This is a genomic window from Streptomyces sp. NPDC006691, from assembly GCF_042869955.1.
Taxonomy (GTDB): domain Bacteria; phylum Actinomycetota; class Actinomycetes; order Streptomycetales; family Streptomycetaceae; genus Streptomyces.
In genome coordinates, this window is the sequence record NZ_JBIAGW010000008.1 from 242,290 (window position 1) to 263,939 (window position 21,650).

General features: G+C 72.1%; 20 protein-coding genes. 14 read left to right on the top strand and 6 right to left on the bottom strand.

Annotated elements, in window-relative coordinates:
* Positions 1–111 precede the first annotated feature (111 nt).
* The 5 genes from ACFYNP_RS20310 (at position 112) to ACFYNP_RS20330 (ending at position 4,973) form a co-directional block, all read left to right on the top strand.
* The gene (locus tag ACFYNP_RS20310; RefSeq protein WP_388405862.1) at positions 112–378 is read left to right on the top strand and encodes a hypothetical protein; all 267 of its coding nucleotides are present in this window, start codon (positions 112–114) and stop codon (positions 376–378) included.
* A 33-nt stretch (positions 379–411) separates the two neighbouring features.
* Positions 412–1,596 carry a glutathionylspermidine synthase family protein gene (locus ACFYNP_RS20315; protein ID WP_388786897.1) on the top strand — a complete coding sequence of 395 codons (1,185 nt, stop codon included), beginning with the start codon at positions 412–414 and terminating at the stop codon, positions 1,594–1,596.
* Positions 1,597–1,845: 249 nt separating this feature from the next.
* Positions 1,846–3,633 carry a hypothetical protein gene (locus ACFYNP_RS20320; protein WP_388786900.1) on the top strand — a complete coding sequence of 596 codons (1,788 nt, stop codon included), beginning with the start codon at positions 1,846–1,848 and terminating at the stop codon, positions 3,631–3,633.
* 1 nt (position 3,634) lies between these two features.
* Positions 3,635–4,024: a hypothetical protein gene (locus ACFYNP_RS20325; protein WP_388405871.1), complete on the top strand. Its 390-nt coding sequence runs from the start codon at positions 3,635–3,637 to the stop codon at positions 4,022–4,024.
* 7 nt (positions 4,025–4,031) lie between these two features.
* Complete coding sequence (locus ACFYNP_RS20330) at positions 4,032–4,973, top strand: hypothetical protein (protein ID WP_388786903.1); 942 nt, start codon at positions 4,032–4,034, stop codon at positions 4,971–4,973.
* Here the strand turns inward: ACFYNP_RS20330 and rocD are convergent.
* Positions 4,956–6,215 (bottom strand): ornithine--oxo-acid transaminase, encoded by a 1,260-nt coding sequence (gene rocD, locus ACFYNP_RS20335; protein WP_388405875.1) that lies wholly within the window; start codon positions 6,213–6,215, stop codon positions 4,956–4,958. The two genes, ACFYNP_RS20330 and rocD, sit on opposite strands and share 18 nt — an antisense overlap.
* Positions 6,216–6,425: 210 nt before the next feature.
* On the opposite strand from rocD, the gene glyA reads away from it, so the two are divergent.
* The 3 genes from glyA to ACFYNP_RS20350 all read left to right on the top strand — a co-directional run bounded on the left by glyA (position 6,426) and on the right by ACFYNP_RS20350 (position 9,590).
* Positions 6,426–7,697: a serine hydroxymethyltransferase gene (glyA, locus tag ACFYNP_RS20340; RefSeq protein ID WP_388786905.1), complete on the top strand. Its 1,272-nt coding sequence runs from the start codon at positions 6,426–6,428 to the stop codon at positions 7,695–7,697.
* Positions 7,698–7,897: 200 nt separating this feature from the next.
* The gene (trpS, locus tag ACFYNP_RS20345) at positions 7,898–8,911 is read left to right on the top strand and encodes a tryptophan--tRNA ligase (RefSeq protein ID WP_388786907.1); all 1,014 of its coding nucleotides are present in this window, start codon (positions 7,898–7,900) and stop codon (positions 8,909–8,911) included.
* A 100-nt stretch (positions 8,912–9,011) separates the two neighbouring features.
* Positions 9,012–9,590: a 2'-5' RNA ligase family protein gene (locus ACFYNP_RS20350; protein WP_388405881.1), complete on the top strand. Its 579-nt coding sequence runs from the start codon at positions 9,012–9,014 to the stop codon at positions 9,588–9,590.
* Positions 9,591–9,648: 58 nt separating this feature from the next.
* Here the strand turns inward: ACFYNP_RS20350 and ACFYNP_RS20355 are convergent, their stop codons facing one another.
* Both ACFYNP_RS20355 and ACFYNP_RS20360 read right to left on the bottom strand, forming a co-directional pair.
* Positions 9,649–10,404, bottom strand: a complete 756-nt coding sequence (locus ACFYNP_RS20355; protein WP_388786910.1) for a decaprenylphospho-beta-D-erythro-pentofuranosid-2-ulose 2-reductase — start codon at positions 10,402–10,404, stop codon at positions 9,649–9,651.
* Positions 10,405–10,484: 80 nt separating this feature from the next.
* On the bottom strand, positions 10,485–11,870 hold the full coding sequence (locus ACFYNP_RS20360) for an FAD-binding protein (protein WP_388786913.1): 1,386 nt from the start codon (positions 11,868–11,870) through the stop codon (positions 10,485–10,487).
* A 232-nt stretch (positions 11,871–12,102) separates the two neighbouring features.
* On the opposite strand from ACFYNP_RS20360, the gene ACFYNP_RS20365 reads away from it, so the two are divergent.
* From ACFYNP_RS20365 to ACFYNP_RS20380, 4 genes are read left to right on the top strand one after another with little or no spacing between them, the layout of a single operon-like run.
* The gene (locus ACFYNP_RS20365) at positions 12,103–12,642 is read left to right on the top strand and encodes a phosphatase PAP2 family protein (RefSeq protein WP_388786915.1); all 540 of its coding nucleotides are present in this window, start codon (positions 12,103–12,105) and stop codon (positions 12,640–12,642) included.
* Positions 12,639–13,598, top strand: a complete 960-nt coding sequence (locus ACFYNP_RS20370; protein WP_388405888.1) for a decaprenyl-phosphate phosphoribosyltransferase — start codon at positions 12,639–12,641, stop codon at positions 13,596–13,598. Before ACFYNP_RS20365 ends, ACFYNP_RS20370 begins: the two co-directional genes overlap by 4 nt.
* Entirely contained in the window at positions 13,595–14,059 is a 465-nt protein-coding gene (locus ACFYNP_RS20375) for a GtrA family protein (RefSeq protein WP_388405890.1), read from the top strand. The genes ACFYNP_RS20370 and ACFYNP_RS20375 overlap by 4 nt, the downstream gene beginning before the upstream one ends.
* A complete protein-coding gene (locus tag ACFYNP_RS20380; RefSeq protein ID WP_388786918.1) occupies positions 14,047–14,976 on the top strand; it encodes a YihY/virulence factor BrkB family protein in 930 nt (309 codons plus the stop codon). The genes ACFYNP_RS20375 and ACFYNP_RS20380 overlap by 13 nt, the downstream gene beginning before the upstream one ends.
* A gap of 31 nt (positions 14,977–15,007) precedes the next feature.
* Here the strand turns inward: ACFYNP_RS20380 and ACFYNP_RS20385 are convergent, their stop codons facing one another.
* Both ACFYNP_RS20385 and ACFYNP_RS20390 read right to left on the bottom strand, forming a co-directional pair.
* Positions 15,008–16,345: a D-alanyl-D-alanine carboxypeptidase family protein gene (locus ACFYNP_RS20385; protein WP_388786920.1), complete on the bottom strand. Its 1,338-nt coding sequence runs from the start codon at positions 16,343–16,345 to the stop codon at positions 15,008–15,010.
* Positions 16,346–16,426: 81 nt separating this feature from the next.
* Entirely contained in the window at positions 16,427–16,684 is a 258-nt protein-coding gene (locus ACFYNP_RS20390; RefSeq protein ID WP_388405899.1) for an SCO4848 family membrane protein, read from the bottom strand.
* 281 nt (positions 16,685–16,965) lie between these two features.
* Here ACFYNP_RS20390 and ACFYNP_RS20395 point away from each other — a divergent pair, with 281 nt between their 5' ends.
* Together ACFYNP_RS20395 and ACFYNP_RS20400 are read left to right on the top strand one after the other, a co-directional pair.
* Positions 16,966–18,534 (top strand): ABC transporter substrate-binding protein, encoded by a 1,569-nt coding sequence (locus ACFYNP_RS20395; RefSeq protein ID WP_388786923.1) that lies wholly within the window; start codon positions 16,966–16,968, stop codon positions 18,532–18,534.
* Positions 18,535–18,643: 109 nt separating this feature from the next.
* On the top strand, positions 18,644–20,842 hold the full coding sequence (locus ACFYNP_RS20400; RefSeq protein WP_388786926.1) for an alpha-N-acetylglucosaminidase: 2,199 nt from the start codon (positions 18,644–18,646) through the stop codon (positions 20,840–20,842).
* 18 nt (positions 20,843–20,860) lie between these two features.
* Here ACFYNP_RS20400 and ACFYNP_RS20405 read toward each other — a convergent pair whose 3' ends face one another.
* Positions 20,861–21,607: a TetR/AcrR family transcriptional regulator gene (locus ACFYNP_RS20405; RefSeq protein WP_388405906.1), complete on the bottom strand. Its 747-nt coding sequence runs from the start codon at positions 21,605–21,607 to the stop codon at positions 20,861–20,863.
* Positions 21,608–21,650 lie beyond the last annotated feature (43 nt).

Here is a 21,650-nt window from a genome sequence, read left to right on the forward strand (position 1 = left end):
GCCGAGCGGCCGGCCGAAAGCCCGGGAGTGGGCCGCCGCCGGACGGGAACTAGGGTGTGGCGAAAACGCGTCCCACAGCGAAGCCAGTACGTGAACGGGGGAGGTCGCACGATGCGCAGGTTCAGGTCCACGACCGTGGTGCTCGGCGGGATGGGGGTGCTCGCCGCCACGCTCACCGCGTGCGGCGACGAGCCGGACAAGAGGTGCGTCAACCCGGTCACGTACAAGGAGCTGCCGAAGTACGAGTGCAAGAGCGGCGGCAGCGGCACCTACTACTACGGCGGTACCAGCCGGGGCGGCAAGGTCTCCGGCGGTTCCTTCGACAAGTCCGGTGTCTCGCGCGGCGGGTTCGGCCACGGCGGGTCGAGCGGCGGCTGAGGGGGACCGGACGGAACGACGCAGGGCAGACGCATGGAACGCCATCACATACAGCCGCGCCCCGACTGGCAGCGGACCGTCGAGGAACAGGGTGTGATCTACCCCCTGACGCGGTATCCCGACGACTCGCTGCGGCCCTACTGGGACGAGAGCGCCTACTACTCCTTCACGCTGCCCGAGGTCGAGGCCCTGGAGGAGACCGTCGAGGAACTGCACGGCATGTGCCTCGCGGCGGCGGCCCACATCGTCGAGAAGGGCCGCTTCGCGGACCTCGGCATCATGGACGGCCGGCTCGCCGACCTGGTCGCCGAGTCCTGGCGCCGACGGGCCGAACTCCCGTCCCTGTACGGCCGGTTCGACCTGCGGTACGACGGCGAGGGCCCCGCGAAGATGCTGGAGTACAACGCCGACACCCCGACCTCGCTGGTCGAGGCGGCGAGCGCGCAGTGGTTCTGGATGGAGGACCGGTTCCCCGGCGGCGACCAGTGGAACTCGCTGCACGAACGCCTCGTCGAGGCCTGGCGGCGCCAGGCGCGCCTGCTGCCGCCCGGTCCCGTGCACTTCGCGCACTCCGACGGCGACGAGCTGGGCGAGGACCTGATGACCGTCGCCTATCTGCGCGAGACGGCCGAGCAGGCGGGGCTCGACACGGAGGCCCTCTCGGTCGAGACCATCGGCTGGGACAGCATCACCGGCCGCTTCGTGGACGACCGCCTGAGGTTCATCCGGGCCTGCTTCAAGCTGTACCCGTGGGAGTGGCTGGCGTCCGACGCGTTCGGGCCGCAGGTCCTGGACACCCTCGACAACGGGGGCGGCACGGGCACGACCTGCTGGATCGAGCCCGCGTGGAAGATGCTGCTCTCCAACAAGGCGCTGCTCGCGGTGTTGTGGGAGCTCTACCCCGGCCACCCCAACCTGCTCCCCGCCTACCTGGACGGACCCCGCGATCTCGCCTCCGGACGCGGATACGTGGCGAAACCCCTGCTCGGCCGCGAGGGCGCGGGTGTCACCCTGCACCCGCCGGGCTCGGCCCCGGCACCGCGGCCCGAAGATGCCTGCTGCTACCAGGAGTTGGCGCCGCTGCCCGACTTCGACGGCAACCGGGTGGTGCTGGGGGCGTGGGTGGTGGAGGACGAGGCGGCCGGGCTCGGGATCCGGGAGTCGGCGGGCCTGGTGACGGACGAGTACGCGAGGTTCGTCCCGCATGTGATCCGCTGACGCTCCGCTGACCGCGAGGCCGGCCGGGCTCACGCCGAGACTCCTGCGCGCGCATCGTGACCCGCGCCGACGGCCCGATGCGCGCGCACGGTGCCCCGCGCCGACGACACGATGTGCGCGCACCGTGAACGGGGCGGCGCCGCCAGTGGTGCGCCGCTACCATGTTCACCCTGGCGGCGCCCTCGAACACCCCTTCCGTTCGGCTCAGTTGAGGTCACGCGTCCGCCCACCGTTTCGGGGGAGCAGGACATGACGCAGGCCCAGGTGCCGCAGCAGGCGCAGCCGACGGGAGCATCGGCCGGCGGACTGCCGCCGGTGCATCCCTCGCTCAGCGAGGCGACCCGGCTGCTGTCCGCGGGCACCTATCTCGACGACGAGTTCCGCGACGCCGTCATCGACGAGCTGTACGTCCACGAGGAGCGGGTCGTCGCGCCCTCGCTCGGCTTCGACGCGGCCCGCGTCCTCGCTCACGCGCTGCGCGCCCGCAATCTGCAGATCGCCTGGTCGATCGGCATCGTCGTGCTCTGGGCGCTCGCCGTCGTCGTCACGGACTACGCCCTCCTGATCCTCGTGGGCCCCTGCCTCCAGCTCGGCCTCGCCCGACTCGTCCGCGGCGGGGCGAGGACCGCGCCCTGGTACCGCACGGTGCCGGCCTTCTTCCTGCGCTGGTGGGCAAGGCTGGTGCTCGTCCTGTTCGCCGCCGTGCTGCTGGTCTCGCTGTTCGGCGGTTACGACACCTCCTCGCACAACTACTCGTCCGGGTACGGAAGTTACGGCGGCTCGGAGGGCGGGGGATACGACGTCTTCGGCGACGCCGCCGCGAGCGGGAACACCGTCCCGCCGGTCGTCGCGGGCCCCGCCCTGGTGTTCGGGGGCGGCACCGTAGGCCTCGCGGACCAGGGACTGAGCCCGGGCCTGGGCTGGGGGATCGTCGGCTGTTTCGCGGTGATCGCCCTCTGCGTCGGGCTCCAGCGCCTCCAGTTCGCCCGGATCATGGCGTCCGAGCTGTCCCCGCAGGGCTTCCAGGACTTCGCCGCCGACCCCGCGCAGCGCGGCGACAACGGCAGGTTCCAGCGCCTGGCCGCCACGATCCGCGCCGAGCAGCACGCCCCGCTCGCCGTCTACCGCTCCGACGCGCCCTTCCGCGGCGCGGGCGACCCCTTCGAGCCCTGGTCGGTCTCCATCCAGCTGCGCCCGCGCAAGTCGTTGGGCGACCGGAGCCCGGCCCGGGTCAGCAACGCCGAGGTCCTGCGCATCGTCGAGCCCCTGGTCACCCGGCTCCGCGTGCCCGCCCCGGCCGCGCCCGCCGAGGCGGAGGCCGTACGTGACCGGCTGCGCCAGCTCGAAGTGTCCGAGTACGTGTTCCTGCCGGTCGACGGGCTGCCCTCGCGCAGCTACGCGCCCTACCGCGACGGCGCGTTCGAGGAGCACCGGGCCGCCGCCCTGGAGGAGGGCGGCGAGGCGCGCCGGCACTTCCTGCGGATCCGGGTGGGCGGCTGGGAGGAGCACCTCGTCACCACCGTGTTCGTACGGGTCCACACCCAGGGCGGCATGCTGGTCCTGGAGATCGCCCCGCACGTCCTGCCGCCGCTGCGCGAGGACTTCCTGCGCGCGGACCACACCGCCCGGAGCTTCGCCTGCCTCACCGCGGTGGGCAAGGCGGCATGGGCGCTGAAGCGGACCCCGAGGTCCCTGATCGAGGCCCTGGCCGTCCTGGTCCGCGCGGTCGCCTCGCTGTGGCACCGGCTCACCGGCGGGCACGCCCGGGCGCTGCCCGACGGCCCGGCGCGCTCGGTGCGCGAACTGGCGGCGGCGCCCGGCACCTCCCTGTTCCAGGCGATGGACTACCGGCGCTATGTGAAGTCCATCGAGGACCGGGTGACCACCGGCGTGCGCGACGCGCTGTACGAAGCGGGCTACGACACCGGGCAGTTCGAGCAGAAGATCGTCAACGTCGCCCAGGGCGGCGTCATGATCGAGAACGCCCGAGGGGCGATCAGTGTCGGCGACCACAACACCGTCAACAACGAGGGCTGAGATGACCATGCCGGGTGACGACAGCACACAGCGGGGCGGCGCGCAGCGCTCCGTGCACATCAGCGGAGTGACCGGGTCCGTCTCGGTCGGTGACAACAACAGGGTGTCCAGCGTCTACCGTGCGGCCGCCGCCGACGAGGCGCACCTCCAACTCCTGGATGCCATCGCGGAGTTCAGGGCCGGCCTGGCCCAGCTCGTGCGCAACGACCAGACCCGCGCCCTGGACGCCGAACTCGCCGACACCGAGGAGGAGATCCGCGCCGACGGGCAGGCGAGCCCCGGCCGGCTCGCCCGTCTCGGCGAGCTGCTCACCGGCGCCACGGCCCTGACCGGCCTGCTCGCCTCCGGTGAGACGCTGGTGCAGCGGGTCCGCGAACTGATCGGGATGTGAGGCCGCGGTGAGCGGGGGCACGGGAGAGGTCCGCTGGAACGCGGCGACCCAGAAGTGGGAGACGGTGGAGGACGCCTCGTCGGCGCCTCCGCCCCCGGTACCGGCCGGGCCGGCCGCACCCCCGCCGCCTCCGGCGATGCCGCCCCTGCCGCCGGGCCCCTACCCGCCGACGGGGGCGCACCCGGGGCCCCCGCCGCTCGCCGAGCCCCCGCCGTTCCCGGAGCCCCCGCCGTCCCCGGAGCCGCGCCGGACCCGGCGCGTGCCGGTCGCCGTGGTGATCGCGCTGGTCGTGGTCGCCGTGGCCGGCGCGGGCGGCGGCTGGTTCCTGGCCCGCGGCGGCCACGGCCACCCGAAGGCCGCCGCCTCACCCTCCGCGCCGCCGTCCGCCCTGCCCTCCGGCACGGCCGAGCGCACCGGCGACGGCGGCCCGACCGCTTCGCCTCCGGCGTCCGCCTCCGCCTCGCCGGGCGCCACGGTGCCCGCCGGGTTCCAACTCGTCCAGGATCCACGGGGGTTCAGGCTGTACGTGCCGACCGGCTGGACCCGGCAGGACCAGGGCGCCAAGGGCGTCTTCTACAACTCGGCGGACGGCGCCCGGCTGATCCAGGTGTACCCGGTGTCCGAGGCCGGCCTGAGCCCGTACGACGCGCTCAAGCAGACCTCGGGCGAGCTGGCGAAGAACCCCGGGTACCAGGAGATCAGCCTGGCGAACGACGCCACCGTGCCCGGTGGCACGCAGGCCGCCCGGCTCGTCTACGCGTACGACAACCAGCAGCTCGGCCACCGGCGCCAGGTGGTGGACTACGCGTTCCTGACGCCCGGCGGCGAGCACTACGCCGTCCTGTCCGCGGCCCCCGCGACCGTGTGGCCCGAGCAGGAGGGGACCCTGAAGACCGCGCTCAGCGTCTTCTGCTCGGGCACGAACTGCCCGTCACCCTCGCCGAGTTGAGGGGACTTGTTGTTCCGCGAGGACCGCGCGCAACTGGTCGAGGCCCCAGTCCAGGTCCTCCTTGCTGATCACCAGGGGCGGGGCGATGCGGATCGTGGAGCCGTGGGTGTCCTTGACCAGGACGCCCCGGCCCATCAGCCGCTCCGAGATCTGCCGTCCCGTGCCGTGCGCGGGATGGATGTCCACGCCCGCCCACAGGCCGCGCCCGCGGACCGCCTCGACGGCACCCGCACCGGTCAGCAGGCCGAGCTCGTGGTGGAGGTGGTCACCGAGTTCGGCGGCGCGCTGCTGGTACTCGCCGGTGCGCAGCATCGCGATGACCTCCAGGGCGACCGCGCAGGCCAGTGGGTTGCCGCCGAACGTCGAGCCGTGCTCGCCCGGCTTGAACACGCCGAGCACCTCCGCGGAGGCGGCCACCGCCGACACCGGGACCACACCGCCGCCCAGGGCCTTGCCCAGGATGTAGACGTCGGGCACCACGCCTTCGTGCTCGCACGCGAAGGTCTTCCCGGTGCGGCCGAGCCCGGACTGGATCTCGTCCGCCATGAACAGGACGTTCCGCTCGCGGGTCAACTCCCTTACGCCCGCCAGGTATCCGGCCGGCGGCACGAGCACGCCGGCCTCGCCCTGGATGGGTTCGAGGAGCACCGCCACGGTGTTGTCGGTGACCGCGGCCCGCATCGCGGTGAGGTCGCCGTACGGCACGATCTCGAAGCCCGGCGTGTAGGGGCCGTAGTCCGCGCGGGCCTCCGGGTCGGTGGAGAAGCTGACGATCGTCGTCGTACGGCCGTGGAAGTTGTCCCGGGCCACCACGATCTTCGCCGTGTTGTCCGGCACGCCCTTGACCCGGTAGCCCCACTTGCGGGCGGTCTTCACGGCGGTCTCCACCGCCTCCGCCCCGGTGTTCATGGGCAGCACCATCTCCTTGCCGCACAACTCCGCGAGCTCCGTACAGAACTGGGCGAAGCGGTCGTGGTGGAACGCTCTCGACGTCAGCGTCACCCGCTCCAGCTGGGCCTTCGCCGCCTCGATGAGCCGGCGGTTGCCGTGGCCGAAGTTGAGCGCCGAGTAGCCGGCCAGCATGTCGAGGTAGCGGCGGCCCTCGACGTCGGTCATCCAGGCGCCCTCCGCGGAGGCGACGACGACGGGCAGCGGATGGTAGTTGTGCGCACTGTGTGCCTCGGCGGAACGGATGGCGTCTTCGGTCGCGGCGTGTGTCGACACGGGTTCTCCGATCGTCATGCGGCATGGGGCGTTGGTGGTGCCCTTTTCTATCGTCGCTCGGATGGTGGACGAAGAAACCTTGCCGTCGGAGGCGGCCGGTAGGGTGTTCGGTACGCGCGGCGACTGGCGAGCGGGGAAGCGACCCCGGGGAAGCCGCGCGCGGCCTGCCGCACGAGGTGCCGCCCGCCTGGGCACCCCGGGAACCTGTCAACGGACCCGGAGGACGCCATGAGCCTGCCCCTTTCCCACCCCGCCCTGCTGGCCGCCGACCCCGAGCTGGCCTCGCTCGTCGCCGCCGAGGAGCGGCTCCAGTCGGACACGTTGCGGCTGATCCCCAGCGAGAACTACGTCTCGACGGCGGTCCTCGAAGCCTCGGGGACGGTGCTCCAGAACAAGTACAGCGAGGGCTACGCGGGCCGTCGCTACTACGAGGGCCAGCAGAACATCGACAAGGTCGAGACCCTCGCGGTCGACCGGGCCAAGGCCCTGTTCGGCGTCGAGCACGCCAACGTCCAGCCGTACTCCGGCTCGCCCGCCAACCTCGCCGTCTACCTCGCCTTCGCGGAGCCCGGCGACACCGTGATGGGCATGGCGCTGCCGATGGGCGGCCACCTCACGCACGGCTGGGGCGTCTCGGCGACCGGCAAGTGGTTCCGGGGCGTGCAGTACGGGGTGCGCGCCGACACCGGGCTCGTCGACCTCGACGAGGTGCGCGAGATCGCCCTCAAGGAGCGGCCGAAGCTGATCTTCTGCGGGGGTACGGCGCTGCCCCGCACGATCGACTTCGCCGCGTTCGCGGAGATCGCGCGGGAGGCGGGCGCGGTGCTCGTCGCGGACGTCGCGCACATCGCGGGCCTCGTCGCGGGCGGTGCCCACCCCTCGCCCGCCCCGTACGCGGACGTCATCTCGACGACCACGCACAAGACCCTGCGGGGGCCGCGCGGGGCCATGCTGATGTCCCGCGCGGAGCACGCGAAGGCCCTCGACAAGGCGGTCTTCCCCGGGCTCCAGGGCGGGCCGCACAACCAGACCACGGCGGCGATCGCGGTCGCCCTGCACGAGGCGGCGCAGCCGGCGTTCTGCGCGTACGCGCACCAGGTGGTGGCCAATGCGCGGGCCCTCGCCGATGCCCTTCTGGAGCGGGGCTTCGACCTCGTGTCGGGCGGCACGGACAACCACCTGATCCTGATGGACCTCACCCCCAAGGACGTGCCCGGCAAGGTGGCGGCGAAGGCGCTGGACCGGGCGGGGCTCGTCGTCAACTACAACACCGTGCCGTACGACCCGCGCAAGCCGTTCGACCCCTCCGGCATCCGCATCGGTACGCCGTCCCTGACCTCGCGGGGGCTGGGGGTCGACCACATGCCGAAGGTGGCGGAGTGGCTCGACCGCGGTGTGTCCGCGGCCCGGGCGGGCGACGAGGGGGCGCTGGCCGTGATCCGCGCGGAGGTGTCCGACCTCCTGGGCGCCTACCCGGCCCCCGGCCTCCCCCTGGACTAGCCCGGCAGGGCCGCCGAGGGGCGCGGGGGACTGCGCGAGAGGCGAGCGCGGTCCGCGGTCGAGAACGGGTTCCAGGGGCGCGGGGAACCGCGTGAACGGGGGTTCGGGGGCGGAGCTCCCGAGGTGCCGGGTCACCTTGTGGGGCCGGTCACAAGCGCGGGGTTTCCAGGTGGGCGCGCCCACCTGAGAGAATGCTGAGCATGGCCTCGACTCGTCCCCGCGTGCTCTCCGGAATCCAGCCCACCGCCGGCTCGTTCCACCTCGGCAACTACCTCGGCGCGGTCCGCCAGTGGGTCGCGCTCCAGGAGTCCCACGACGCGTTCTACATGGTCGTGGACCTGCACGCGATCACCGTCCCGCAGGACCCCGCCGAGCTGCGCGCCAACACCCGGCTCGCCGCCGCCCAGCTGCTCGCCGCCGGTCTCGACCCCGAGCGCTGCACGCTGTTCGTCCAGAGCCACGTGCCGGAGCACGCCCAGCTCGCCTGGATCATGAACTGCCTGGCCGGTTTCGGCGAGGCCAGCCGGATGACGCAGTTCAAGGACAAGTCCGCCAAGCACGGCGCGGGCAACGCCACGGTCGGCCTCTTCACGTACCCGATCCTCCAGGTCGCCGACATCCTGCTGTACCAGGCGAACCAGGTCCCCGTGGGCGAGGACCAGCGCCAGCACATCGAGCTCACGCGTGACCTCGCCGACCGCTTCAACGGCCGGTTCGGCGAGACGTTCACCGTCCCGGAGCCGTACATCCTCAAGGAGACGGCGAAGATCTACGACCTCCAGGACCCGTCGATCAAGATGAGCAAGTCGGCGTCGACGCCGAAGGGCCTCATCAACCTCCTCGACGACCCGAAGACGACGGCGAAGAAGGTCAAGAGCGCGGTCACCGACACCGACACGGTGATCAAGTACGACACCGAGAACAAGCCCGGCGTCTCCAACCTGCTCTCCATCTACTCGACCCTCACGGGCAAGGCGGTCGCGGAGCTGGAGGCCGAGTACGAGGGCAAGATGTACGGCGCGCTCAAGACCGACCTGGCCGAGGTGATGGTCGAGTTCGTCACGCCGTTCCGTACCCGGACCCAGCAGTACCTGGACGACCCCGAGACGCTGGACTCGCTGCTCGCCAAGGGCGCCGAGAAGGCCCGCGCGGTCGCCGCCGAGACGCTGGCGACGGCGTACGACAAGGTCGGCCTGCTGCCCGCCAAGCACTGAGACCGACGCCGTGGCCGGAGCCCGACCCCGGGCTCTGGTCAGCGGCCGTTCGGGCCGTCACACTGCACACCATCGACACGACAGCACGGAGGAGAACGACGTGGGGACCGTAACGCTCGGCGTTTCGATCGCGGTCCCGGAGCCCTACGGCAGCCTGCTCCAGGAGCGGCGCGCGGGCTTCGGTGACCCCGCCGCGCACGGCATCCCCACGCACGTCACCCTGCTCCCGCCGCACGAGGTCGAGGCCGCGTGCCTGCCGGAGATCGAGGCGCACCTGGCCTCGGTCGCGGCGGCCGGGCGGGCGTTCCCGATGCGTCTGGAGGGCACGGGTACCTTCCGTCCACTGTCCCCGGTGGTGTTCGTGCAGGTGGTGGAGGGCGCCGGCGAGTGCGCGTGGCTCCAGCAGAAGGTGCGGGACGAGACGGGCCCGCTGGTGCGCGAGCTCCAGTTCCCGTACCACCCGCACGTCACGGTCGCGCACGGCATCTCCGAGGAGGCGATGGACGTGGCGTACGAGTCCCTCGCCGGGTTCTCGGCGTCCTGGACGTGCGGCGGGTTCGCCCTGTACGAGCAGGGCGCCGACGGGGTGTGGCGCAAGCTGCGCGACTACCCCTTCGGCATCGGCGCGCTCGGCGTACCGGCCCAGGGCGTCTGCCTCGACCACCCCTCGCTGCGCTAGCCCCGCCCGCCCGGACGGGAAGCCGGCTCGCACAGCGCCCGCCGCACCGCGGGCCGGCTCACACCGGAAGCCGCCGGAACACCCCGCGCGGCACGTGCCGCAGGGCCGACATCACCACCCGCAGCACGCCGGGCACCCACACCAGCTCCGCCCGGCGGCGCAGCCCCGCCTCGATGGCCAGGGCCACCGCCTCCGGCGTGGTGGCCAGCGGGGCCTCGGTGAGCCCGGCGGTCATCTTCGTGCGGACGAATCCGGGGCGTACGACCATGACGTGCACCCCCGTGCCGTGCAGCGCGTCCCCGAGGCCCTGCGCGAACGCGTCGAGGCCCGCCTTGCTCGACCCGTAGATGAAGTTGCTGCGGCGGGCGCGTTCGCCGGCCACCGAGGAGAGCACGACGAGCGAGCCGTGGCCCTGGGCCTGGAGGGCCTTGGCGCACACCAGGCCGGCCGAGACCGCGCCGGTGTAGTTGGTCCCCGCGACCCGCACCGCGGCGAGCGGCTCGCTCTCGTCGCGGGACTGGTCGCCGAGCACCCCGAACGCGAGCAGCACCATGTCGATGTCGCCTTCCGCGAACACCTTGCCCAGCGCCACCTCGTGCGCGGCGGGGTCGAGCGCGTCGAAGGCGAGGGTGTGCACGTCCGGGCCGAGCGCCCGCAGCTCGGCCGCGGCCGCTTCGAGGGCGGGGGATTCCCGGCCCGCGAGCCATACCGTGCGGGTGCGGCGCGCGATCAGACGGCGGGCGGTGGCCAGGCCGATCTCGGAGGTGCCACCGAGCACGAGCAGCGACTGCGGGGTACCGAATGCGTCCTTCATCGGGGCTCCTTGGGATCCTTGGGAGGGGAGGGAGGGGGGAGCCACGGGCCGCCTTCGGGGCGACCCGGGCGAGGACGGACTCACAGGTCCAGGCGTCTGCCCATGTCCGACGTGAAGACGCCCTTCGGGTCCAACTCGGCGCGCAGTTGCCGGAATTGGGCCAGGCGCGGATACATGCGCGCCACCAGTTCCGGCCGCATCCGCGCGTCCTTCGCCAGATAGACCCGCCCGCCCGCGCCCGCCACCTGCTCGTCGAGGTCGTCGAGCAGGGCGCCGAGGCCGGGCAGGTTCGCCGGGATGTCCAGGGCCAGGGTCCAGCCGGGCACGGGGAAGGAGAGCCAGCCCGGGTCTGCGTCGCCGAAGCGCTTGAGGACGGCGAGGAAGGAGGGGCAGCCGTGCCGCGAGATACGCCGCACGATGGCGCGCAGGGCCTCCTCCTGCCCGTATCCGACGACGAACTGGTACTGCACGAAGCCGCCCCTGCCGTAGACGCGGTTCCAGTGCGGCACCCCGTCGAGCGGGTGGAAGAACGTGGAGATGCGCTGGAGTTCGCCGGTGCGGTGCCGGGGCGCCCTGCGGTACCAGAGCTCGTTGAAGGCCGACACCGAGGCGCGGCCGAGCAGTCCCTCGGGCAGGAACGAGGGGGCGGCCGGGAGCCGGCGGGGCCGGAAGGCGAGCGGGGCGCGGGCGGCGCGGGGCGGCAGCATGTCGAGCGGCGCGTGGTCCCCGCGGGTCAGCACCGACCTGCCGGTACGCGCGCCCCGCGCGAGGAGGTCGATCCAGGCGACCGAGTACCGGTAGCGGTGGTCGCCCGATTCGAGCCGGTTCATCAAGTCGTCCAGATCCACCGCCCGTTCGGTGTCCACCGTCATCAACGAGGTCCGTACGGGCAGGAGTTGGATCGTGGCGCGCAGGATCACTCCGGTGAGGCCCATGCCGCCCGCGGTGGCGTCGAAAAGGGCGGTGTCGGGGGTGACGGTGCGTACCGTGCCGTCGGCGGTGAGGAGTTCGAACTCGCGCACATGGCGGGCGAAGGAGCCGGACAGGTGGTGGTTCTTGCCGTGGATGTCGGCACCGATCGCGCCGCCGACGGTGACGTACCGGGTGCCGGGCGTCACCGGCACGAACCAGCCGAGCGGCAGCAGGACTTCCATCAGGCGGTGCAGGCTGACGCCCGCGTCGCAGACCACGACGCCCGCCTCGGCGTCGACCGTGCGGATGCGGTCGAGGCCCGTCATGTCGAGGATCGCGCCGCCCGCGTTCTGCGCGGCGTCCCCGTACGCCCGGCCGAGACCGCGGGGGATCGTGCCGCGGGCCCCGCACGCGAGCACCGCGGCCGCCGCCTCCTCGTAGCTGCGCGGGCGCAGCAGATGGGCGGTGGAGGGGGCGGTGCGGCCCCAGCCGCTGACGGACGTCGGCGGGCCGGTGGGCGCGGGCGCGGTGTCGGATGTCGTGTCGGCAGCCATGAATGTGACGGTATCGCCTAACTCGTCCCCTTCCGCTCAGCCACCCGCCCCGGGGCGGGTGGCGGTTCGCGGTAGCCGCCCCGCCGATAACTCTTCGGTAAATCACTCACCGAAATGGGTGATTACCCGAGTGTCAGTCCCTTTTGTCCCGTATTAGTCATCTCCGGCGCAGGAGAGTCGCCGGTGGCCTACGGCCAGTTGGCGGGCCGACGTCACGGAAGAGGGGTGGCAGATGCAGAAGCCGTCGTGCACCGACGCCGACCAACGACTCCTGGCCGCGCTGCGCGACTGCGCCGGGGATCCGCGCGTGGCCGCCGCCGCCCGCGCCCTGTCCTTCGCGGGCGAGCACGGCGCGCTCTGGCTCGCGGCCGGCCTCGGCGCGGCCGCCGCCGACCGGGACCGGCGCGGCGCCTGGCTGCGCGGCACCGCCCTGGTCGCCGTGGCCCACCTGGCCAGCATGGGCGTCAAGCGCGTGGTGCGCAGGCCCCGGCCGCACCTCCCGGCGGCCGAGCCCCTGGTGCGTACCGCGGGCCGGCACTCCTTCCCCAGCTCGCACGCCAGCTCGGCGGCGGCCGCGGCCGTCGCGTTCGGCGCGCTGCGGCCGGCCGGGGCGCGCCTGGTGCCACCGCTGGCCGCCGCGATGTGTGTGTCCCGCCTGGTCGCCGGGGTGCACTACCCGAGCGACATCGCGGCGGGAGCGCTGCTCGGCGGTGTCACCGCGCGGGCGGGCGCGGCCTGGATGCGCAAACCGCTCGAAGGGGAGCGCCGATGACCGAGCCCGGCACGGCACTCCTCGGCGAGGGCGGCACCCCGGCCGCTCCGGCCGCCCCCGCGGCCCGGCGGCTGCTCACCCTGCCCGGCGCCCTGGTGCGCACCGCACGGCCCCGCCAGTGGATCAAGAACGTGCTCGTGGTGGCCGCCCCGGCCGCCGCCGGCCGCCTGGCGAGCCCGTACGACATCGCCCAACTCGCCCTGGTCTTCTGCCTGTTCACCATGGCCGCCGCGGCCGTCTACCTCATCAACGACGCCCGCGACGCCGAGGCGGACCGCGCGCACCCCGACAAGTGCCGGCGCCCGGTCGCCGCCGGACAGGTGCCGGTCGGCGTCGCGTACGCGACCGGTGCGGTGCTCGCCGTGCTCGCCCCGCTGGCCGCCGCGCTGACCTGCAACGCGATGACGGCCACTCTGCTCAGCGGGTACGTCGTCATGCAACTCGCCTACTGCGTCAAGCTGAAGCACGTCCTGGTCGTCGACCTGGTCGTCGTCACCACCGGATTCCTGATGCGGGCGATGACCGGCGGGGTCGCACTCGGCATCCCGCTGTCCCGCTGGTTCCTGATCACCGCCGGGTTCGGCGCGCTGTTCATGGTCTCCGCCAAGCGGTACTCCGAGGCCCTCCAGATGGAGGGGCGCGGGGGTGCCACCCGCGCGCTCCTGGACGCCTACACCACCGGCTATCTGCGCTTCGTCTGGCAGCTCGCGGCCGGCGTCGCCGTCCTCGCGTACTGCATGTGGGCCCTGGAGGCGGGCGGCATGGAGGGCGGATCGCTGCTGCCCTGGCGGCAGTTGTCGATGGTCCCCTTCATCGGCGCGATCCTGCGGTACGCCGTCTTCGCCGACCGGGGCAGCGCGGGGGCGCCCGAGGACGTCGTCCTGCACGACCGGGCGCTGGCCGTCATCGGCCTGGTCTGGGTCACGCTGTACGCGCTCGCGGTGGCCGACCTGTGAGCATCGGCAGGTCCGAGGTGATCGGCTTCGCGCTGGCCGGGATCTGCGCGTACGCCGCCGACCTCGGGCTCTTCGTGTGGCTGCGCTCGGGGCTCGGCTGGGACCCGATCGCCGCCAAGTCCCTCTCCTTCGTGGCCGGGTGCACGGTCGCCTACCTCGGCAACGCGTTCGGCACCTACCGCGGGCGCCGGGTCGGCTGGCGCGAGTACACGGTGTTCTTCGCCGTCAACATCGCGGGCGCCCTCGTCCAGCTGCTCTGCCTCGGTGTCTCGCACTACGGTCTCGGGTTCACCTCACCGCGCGCCGACACGCTCTCCGGAGCCGTCTTCGGCATGGCGCTCGCGACCTGTCTGCGTTTTTGGGGGACGAGGACGCTGGTCTTCGGCGGGCAGCCGGAAGGATTGCCTCCGGAACGACACAGCCGAGCTGAAGAGGGTAGTCGTACGTCATGGACTGGCTGAAGAAACTTCCCGTCGTCGGGCCCTGGATCACCCGGCTCATGCGGACGCACGCCTGGCGTTCGTACGAGCGGCTCGACCGGGTCTACTGGTCCCGACTCGCCGCCGCCATCACCTTCATCAGCTTCCTCGCGCTGTTCCCGCTGCTGACCGTCGGCGCGGCCGTCGCGGCCGCGCTGCTCTCCGGCGACCAGGTGCACAAGCTCCAGAACACCATCGCCGAGCAGGTCCCCGGCATCTCCGACCAGCTCGACCTCCAGGCGCTCATCGACAACGCCGGCACCGTCGGCATCGTCGCGGGCGCCCTGCTGCTCTTCACCGGCATCGGCTGGATCTCGCAGATGCGCGGCTGCCTCCAGGTCGTGTGGGAGATGGAGGAGGCGGACGCCGACGAGAACCCGGTGATGCGCAAGCTCAAGGACGGCGGCATCCTGCTGGGCCTCGGCGGCGCCGGACTCGCCTCCGCGGCCGCCTCCTCCCTCGGCTCCACCGCGGTCGGCTGGACCGCCGACCGGCTCGGCATCGACCAGGGCGGCGCGGGCGGAGTGCTGCTGCGCGTCGCGGCGATCGCCGTCGCCGTCCTCGCCGACTTCCTGCTCCTGCTCTACGTCCTGACGCTGCTGCCCGGCGTGAGCCCGCCGCGCCGCCGCCTGGTGGTGGCGGCCCTGCTCGGCGCGGTCGGCTTCGAACTGCTCAAGCTGCTGCTCGGCGGCTATATGAAGGGCGTCGCCGCCAAGAGCATGTACGGGGCCTTCGGGGTGCCCATCGCACTGCTCCTGTGGATCAACTTCACGGCGAAGCTGCTCCTGTTCTGCGCCGCGTGGACGGCCACCCCGTCCAAGGAGGACGACCCGGCCCTCGCCGGGGAGGACGGCCCCGAACTCATGGAGGACGACGGCCCCGGCCTCACCGCTTCCTGAGCGGCCGGCGGCCGCCGGTGATGTGCGGAGTTCACCGCTTCCTGATCGGCCAGCGACGGTTGATCAGGAACACCGCACCGGCGATCAGCACCAGCGCGCCACCTGTGATCCCGAGCGCCATGCCGACCCCGCCGCTCTCGCCCTCGGCGGCCTGGGCCGGCTGCCCGGGCCGGTTCTTCGAGCCGCTCTGCGCACTGCCCGACGCGGTGTCCCGGTTCGCGGTCGCGGACTTCGGCGGCACCAGCTCGCCGACCGGGGTGACCTTCCCGCTCGCCGCGAACCCCCAGTCGAGCAGCCGGGCCGCCTCCTTGTAGACGGCCTGGCTCTCGGTGGACTCGGGGTTCATGACGGTGACGAGCAGCACCTTGCCGTTGCGCTCGGCGACGCCGGTGAAGGTGGCGCCCGCGTTGGTGGTGTTGCCGTTCTTGACGCCCGCGATGCCCTTGTAGGGATTGAGCCCGAAGTCCCCGGTCAGCAGCCGGTTGGTGTTCTGGATCTCGAACATCTCGCGCTTCTTGTCCTTGCCCTCGGCGCCGGGGAACTTCGCGGTCGCCGTCGCGCAGTACTCGCGGAAGTCCTTGTTCTGGAGCCCCGCGCGGGCGAACAGGGTCAGGTCGTACGCGCTGGAGACCTGGCCCGGGGCGTCATAGCCGTCCGGCGAGACGACCCGGGTGTCGAGCGCCTGGAGGTCGTCGGCCTTGCGCTGCATGTCGGAGACGGTCTGGGCCACCCCGCCGTTCATCGACGAGAGGACGTGCACGGCGTCGTTGCCCGAGCGCAGGAACACCCCCAGCCACAGGTCGTGCACCGAGTACGACAGGTTCTCCTTGACCCCGACGAGGCTGCTGCCCGTGCCCATTCCGGACAGGTCCGCCGCGGTGACCGTGTGCTGTTCGTTCCGGTCGAACTTGGGCAGCACGGTGTCCGCGAACAGCATCTTCAGGGTGGAGGCGGGCGGCAGCCGCCAGTGCGCGTTGTGCGCGGCGAGTACCTGGCCGCTCTCGGCATCCGCGACGATCCAGGACCGTCCGGTCACCTCCTTGGGCAGCACGGGCGCGCCGGCGCCGAGCCGCGCCTGCGTGCCGGCATCGCCGAGCAGGTCACCGCCGACCTTGGACATGCCGGTCGGGGGCGCGTCATTGCGCTTGCCCGGCGCGCCGGGCGTGGCGGAGGCGGCCGGCTTGTCGTCGCGGGGCACCGCCGAGGCGGGGACCGCGGCGAGCGCGGGCAGTACGGCCGCGGCGGCCACGACGACGGACAGGGCGAGCCCGGCGGGCCGCTGCGGGACGCGCCGGCGCGAGGCGCTCTTCTTCACGTTCAGGGCAGACACGTTCGAGAACGTACAGGCTGCGGGCACGGATCGGATCATCGTACGGATGACCCGCCGGAAGCTCCCACCCGGCCGGAGGTGTCCGGTCGGCATCGGCCCCGGAGCGCAGGGCCGGGGCGGCTAGCTGTCCGCCCTCTCCGCCCTGTTCGCCCTGTCCGCCCGGACACCCCGAAGACCGATGACGCCGATGATCGTCCCGAGAGCGAAGGAGACGACGGCGAGCGTCAGGTGGACCCAGAAGTACGCCGTGGGCCGGCCGTGGTCGAAGGCGAGTCCGCTGGCGTCGGCCCACAGGTTCTTGGCGAAGGTCACCCAGACCACCCAGGACCAGACCCCGAACGCGAGCAGGAACCAGGAGACACGGCGGCTGATCTTCATCGGGATTCCTTCGGGAGGGATGGAGGCGGGGCACGGCATTCCCCGCCAGTATCGAGCCGGCCCGGCGACACCCGGTGGGCGGGGTTCCGTTTGTCGTGCCCGCTCAGGCGTGCACGAGCGGCTACGGAGAGCTCCGTCACGCTCGGCTAACAAGTAGCTGTGAGCAGAAGGTTGACCCTTCCACAATGTGAAGGTCGTGTGATTGGGTGAGCGTCATCACAGGCGCAGCGTGCTGATTCCGCGCGTCTGGCAGGGTGGGGCGTTCCGAGGAGAGCACGGCGATGCGGTCGATCCGTATGCGAATTCTGGCGATTGGCGCGGCCGTGGTGGTCGCCGGAGCGGGCGGCTGGCAGCTGTTGCCGTCCGATCAGACGAAGAAGGACCCCATAGCCGTCGGCACGACCGACGTCATCACCTCGCTCGACCCGGCGGGCGCGTACGACGCGGGCTCCTGGGCGATCTACAACAACGTCTACCAGTCGCTGCTCACCTTCCGGCAGGGCAGCACCACCCCGGTCCCGGACGCGGCCAAGAGCTGCGCCTTCGTCGGGCAGAAGCTGACGACGTACCAGTGCGTGATGCGCGACGACATCAGCTTCTCCAGCGGGCGCAGGATGACCGCGGAGGACGTGAAGTACTCCTTCGACCGGATACTGAAGATCGCCGACAAGCTGGGCCCCGCCCCGCTGTTCTCGATGCTCGGCTCGGTGCAGGCCCAGGGCGACACGGTCACCTTCAACCTGAAGAGCAAGGACGCCACGTTCCCGTCCAAGCTCGCCACCGGCGCGGGCTCGATCGTCGACAGCAGCCAGTACCCGGCGAACGCCCTGCGCAAGGACAACTCGGTCGTCGGCTCCGGGCCCTACCTGCTCAAGGAGTACAAGAAGGACGCCTCCGGTGCGCCGGTCAGCGCGAGCCTGGAGCCCAACACCGGCTACAAGGGCGCGGTGACCAAGCAGGGCATGCCCATCACGGTCCGGTACTTCGCCGAAGCCGACCAGTTGAACGAGGCCTGGCAGGCCAAGCAGGTCGACGTGGCGCACCGCGAGATGCCGCCCCAGGTGCTCGCCAAGCTCTCGCCGGGGGCCGACGTGCGGATCAGCACCTCGCCCGGCTACGACATCCGTCAGCTCATCTTCAACCTGAAGTCGTCGAGCCCGGTCTCCAAGACCAAGGTCCGCGAGGCCGCGGCCGCCCTCGTCGACCGGGCGGCGCTCGCCTCCCACGTCTACCTCGGCACCGTCGACCCGCTGTTCTCGGTGATCCCGCAGGGCTTCACCGGCCACAGCACCGCCTTCTTCGACGCCTATCCGAAGCCCGACCCGGTCAAGGCCAAGAACCTCCTGCGGTCGGCGGGCGAGTCGCTCCCGGTCACGTTCGACATGGCCTACCGCAAGCTCGGCGCGAACGGCGCGGAGGCCGAGCAGATCAAGGCGCAGTTGGAGAAGGACGGCCTGTTCAAGGTCAATCTCATCGCCGAGCCGGACTGGCCGAAGATGCAGCAGAACTTCGCCGAGGGCAAGTACGACGCGTACACCGCCGGCTGGCTCGCCGACTTCCCGGACCCCGACAACTTCGGCGCGCCGCTCGTCGGCACCGGCAACAGCCTCCACAACAACTACTCCGACAAAACCGTCGACGATCTCATCAAGAGCACCCAGGAGTTCACCGACCGCGGCCGGGCGGCCGACGACTTCAAAACGATCCAGGAGAAGGTCGCCCAGGACGTCCCGCTGATCCCGCTGTGGCAGGGCAAGAACTACGTCCTCGGCAACAAGGACGTCAGCGGCTCGCAGTACCTGTCGGACGGCACGGGCGTGTGGCGTCTGTGGGAACTCGGCTGGATCTGAGGTCCGGCCCCCGGCCCGGCGCGCTCACGTTGGCCCAAAGGGCTTCTGTCCGGGCACCCACCGGTTCTGTTCCATTGACCGCGCACGGACACGCTGCTTCCGTCGGGGGATGCGCCTTTCCCGTCGTACGCTGCTGAGCTCACTCGCCGGATCGGCCCTCGCCCTCGGGGCGGGCACCGAGGCCGGGTACGCCGCCGAGGCCGGTGGAGCGGCCGGCCGGGGGCCCGCCGCCCGGGCCCTGGCCCGGCTGCTGCCGGACCATCGCGATCAGGTCACCTTCCGCACGCTCGCGCCGGCGGCCGGCCGGGACCGCTTCCGCGTCTCGGGCGGGGCCGGCGAGATCCTGGTCGAGGGCAGCACCCCGGCCGTGCAACTCACCGGATTCCACCGGTACTTGAGACAGGTCGCGCACGCCCACATCTCCTGGGCGGGTGAGCAGACCCGGCTGCCCCGGCTGCTCCCCGCGGTGCCGTCGCCCATCGGGAGCGCCGCCAACGTCACCCACCGGTTCGTCTTCAACGACACCAACGACGGCTATACCGGCCCCTACCACGACTGGTCCTACTGGGAGCGCGAGCTCGACGTCCTGGCCCTGCACGGCTACAACGAGGTGCTCGTCTACCTCGGCGCCGACACCGTCTACCACCGCACCTTCCTCCAACACGGTTACCACGACGCCGAGTTGCGCGCCTGGCTCCCGGGGCCCGCGCACCAGCCGTGGTGGCTGCTCCAGAACATGTACGGTTTCGGCGGCCCGGTCTCCCGGCAACTCCTCGCCCAGCGGGCCGAGTTGGCGGTCCGGATCGTCGACCGCCTGCGCGAGCTCGGCATGACCCCGGTGCTGCCCGGCTACTTCGGCACGCTCCCGCCCGGCTTCGCCGACCGCAACCCGGGCGCGCATGTGGTGCCGCAGGGGATCTGGGGAGGCTTCGCCCGGCCCGACTGGCTGGACCCGCGCTCCGAGCACTTCGCCCGGGTCGCGGCCACCTTCTACCGCGTCCAGGACGAGCTGCTCGGCGCCACCTCCATGTACAAGATGGACCTGCTGCACGAGGGCGGCACCCCCGGTGACGTGCCGATCGGCGCTGCCGCCCGGGCCGTCGAGAAGGCGCTGCGCACCGCACACCCCGGGGCGGTCTGGAGCATCCTGGGCTGGCAGCAGAACCCGCACAAGGAGATCATCGAGGCGGTCGACAGGACGAAGCTGTTCGTCGTCGACGGCCTGTCCGACCACTACCCCTCGGTCACCGACCGCGAGGCGTCCTGGGAGGGCACCCCGTACGCGTTCGGCTCCATCTGGAACTTCGGCGGCCACACCGCGATGGGCGCCAACACCCCCGACTGGGCTTCCCTGTACGAGAGTTGGCGCACCAAGCCGAACAGCGCACTGGACGGCATCGCGCTCATGCCGGAGGGCGCCGACAACAACCCCGCCGCCTTCGCGCTCTTCTCCGACCTGCCCTGGACGGACGGCCCCGTCGATCTGGAGGAGTGGTTCGAGCAGTGGCCGCGCTACCGGTACGGCGCCAGGGACCGGCACGCGACCGAGGCGTGGGACGTGCTGCGCCGCACCGCGTACGGCACCACCCGGGCCGACTCCTGGAGCGAGGCCGCGGACGGGCTGTTCGGCGCCCGGCCCGACCTGAAGGCGACCTCGGGCGGCTTCTGGTCCCCGCCCGCGCTCCGCTACGACCCGGCCGAGTTCGCCGAGGCCCTGCCGGCCCTGCTCGCGGTCGCCCCGGGGCTGCGCGGTTCGCCGGCCTACCGCTACGACCTCCTCGACGTGACCCGCCAGACCCTCTCCAACGAGTCCCGCCTGCTGCTGCCGCGCATCCGGGACGCCTTCGAGAACGCCGACAAGGACGCGTTCGCGGCACTCACCGGGGAGTGGCTGCGCGATCTGGCCCTGCTGGAGCGGGTGGTGGCGACCGACCGGGGCCATCTGCTCGGCCGCTGGATCGCGGATGCGCGCTCCTGGGGCGGCTCCGCGCAGGAGAAGGACCGCCTCGCCTACGACGCGGTGTCGCTGCTCACGGTGTGGGGCCCGCGCGCGGCGGCCAACGGCGGCACCCTGCGCGACTACGCGAACCGGGAGTGGTCGGGCCTGGTCGGCGGCCTCTACACGCTGCGCTGGCGCACCTACTTCGACACCCTGACGGTCTCGCTGACCACGGGCCGCCCTCCGGAGCCGGTCGACTGGTACGCCCTGGAGGACACCTGGGTGCGTACGCACCCCGCGTACGGGACCGAACCGAAGGGCGACATCGTGAAGGTGGCCCGACAGGTCAGGGAGGCCCTGGACCTCTGAACCACCGTTTCCCGGAGCCTACTTGGCGGACTTCCGGGAGGCGGCGGCCTGGGCCATTCCCGGCAGGAAGTCCGTGAACAGCTCGTGCACCTCGTGCACGAGCGGCCGCAGCACCCGGAACCGGGCGAGGGCGATGCCCCGGGTGGTGAGCTTGGCCCCCCGCGCCGCGAGCCGGTAGCTCCGCTCGCGGTCGGGGGAGCGGTCGAAGACCCAGTACAGGACGAGCCCCATCTGGGACAGCCACATCAACTCGGGCAGCACGTCCACGAGTTCGGCCGGCACCTTGGTCTTCGTGCCGGCCAGCACCTCCCGGTGCACGGAGATCGCCTCCTGCCGCGCGTGCTCCGACTCCGAGGAGAACGGGCTGAGCGGGCTGTCCGGATCGGCCGCGTTCTTGAAGAACTGCGCCGCGAACTCGTGATACGGCGACGCGATGTCCAGCCACACCCGCAGCACCCCGGCGAGCCGGGCCTCCAGATCGGTCTCGGTGTCGAGCACCTCGCGCACGGCGGCGTGGTGCTCGGCCGCGATCCGGTCGTAGAAGCCCTGGATCAGGTGCTCCTTGCCGGCGAAGTAGTAGTACGCGTTCCCGACCGAGACCCCGGCCTCCTGGGCGATGGCCCGCATCGTGGTCTTGTCGTACCCCCGCTCCTGGAAGAGCCGCATCGCGGTCTCCAGGATCAGGGTGCGGGTCTGCTCGCCCTTGGCGGGGCGGGACCCGTCCGCGTCGGGGGCCGTCTCTTCGGGGGCGTTCTGTGCTGGCACGTCACGAGCCTAATCGGACCGGGGCCGGCCGGGCGGGCAGGGT

Coding starts and splice junctions, on each gene's coding strand:
- ACFYNP_RS20360 (WP_388786913.1), bottom strand. CDS start 11,870: ATGGCTGCCGACACGACATCCGACACCGCGCCCGCGCCCACCGGCCCG.
- rocD (WP_388405875.1), bottom strand. CDS start 6,215: ATGACGATCGGAGAACCCGTGTCGACACACGCCGCGACCGAAGACGCC.
- glyA (WP_388786905.1), top strand. CDS start 6,426: ATGAGCCTGCCCCTTTCCCACCCCGCCCTGCTGGCCGCCGACCCCGAG.
- ACFYNP_RS20355 (WP_388786910.1), bottom strand. CDS start 10,404: ATGAAGGACGCATTCGGTACCCCGCAGTCGCTGCTCGTGCTCGGTGGC.
- ACFYNP_RS20320 (WP_388786900.1), top strand. CDS start 1,846: ATGACGCAGGCCCAGGTGCCGCAGCAGGCGCAGCCGACGGGAGCATCG.
- ACFYNP_RS20390 (WP_388405899.1), bottom strand. CDS start 16,684: ATGAAGATCAGCCGCCGTGTCTCCTGGTTCCTGCTCGCGTTCGGGGTC.
- ACFYNP_RS20395 (WP_388786923.1), top strand. CDS start 16,966: ATGCGGTCGATCCGTATGCGAATTCTGGCGATTGGCGCGGCCGTGGTG.
- ACFYNP_RS20380 (WP_388786918.1), top strand. CDS start 14,047: ATGGACTGGCTGAAGAAACTTCCCGTCGTCGGGCCCTGGATCACCCGG.
- ACFYNP_RS20315 (WP_388786897.1), top strand. CDS start 412: ATGGAACGCCATCACATACAGCCGCGCCCCGACTGGCAGCGGACCGTC.
- trpS (WP_388786907.1), top strand. CDS start 7,898: ATGGCCTCGACTCGTCCCCGCGTGCTCTCCGGAATCCAGCCCACCGCC.
- ACFYNP_RS20400 (WP_388786926.1), top strand. CDS start 18,644: ATGCGCCTTTCCCGTCGTACGCTGCTGAGCTCACTCGCCGGATCGGCC.
- ACFYNP_RS20385 (WP_388786920.1), bottom strand. CDS start 16,345: ATGATCCGATCCGTGCCCGCAGCCTGTACGTTCTCGAACGTGTCTGCC.
- ACFYNP_RS20365 (WP_388786915.1), top strand. CDS start 12,103: ATGCAGAAGCCGTCGTGCACCGACGCCGACCAACGACTCCTGGCCGCG.
- ACFYNP_RS20325 (WP_388405871.1), top strand. CDS start 3,635: ATGACCATGCCGGGTGACGACAGCACACAGCGGGGCGGCGCGCAGCGC.
- ACFYNP_RS20310 (WP_388405862.1), top strand. CDS start 112: ATGCGCAGGTTCAGGTCCACGACCGTGGTGCTCGGCGGGATGGGGGTG.
- ACFYNP_RS20370 (WP_388405888.1), top strand. CDS start 12,639: ATGACCGAGCCCGGCACGGCACTCCTCGGCGAGGGCGGCACCCCGGCC.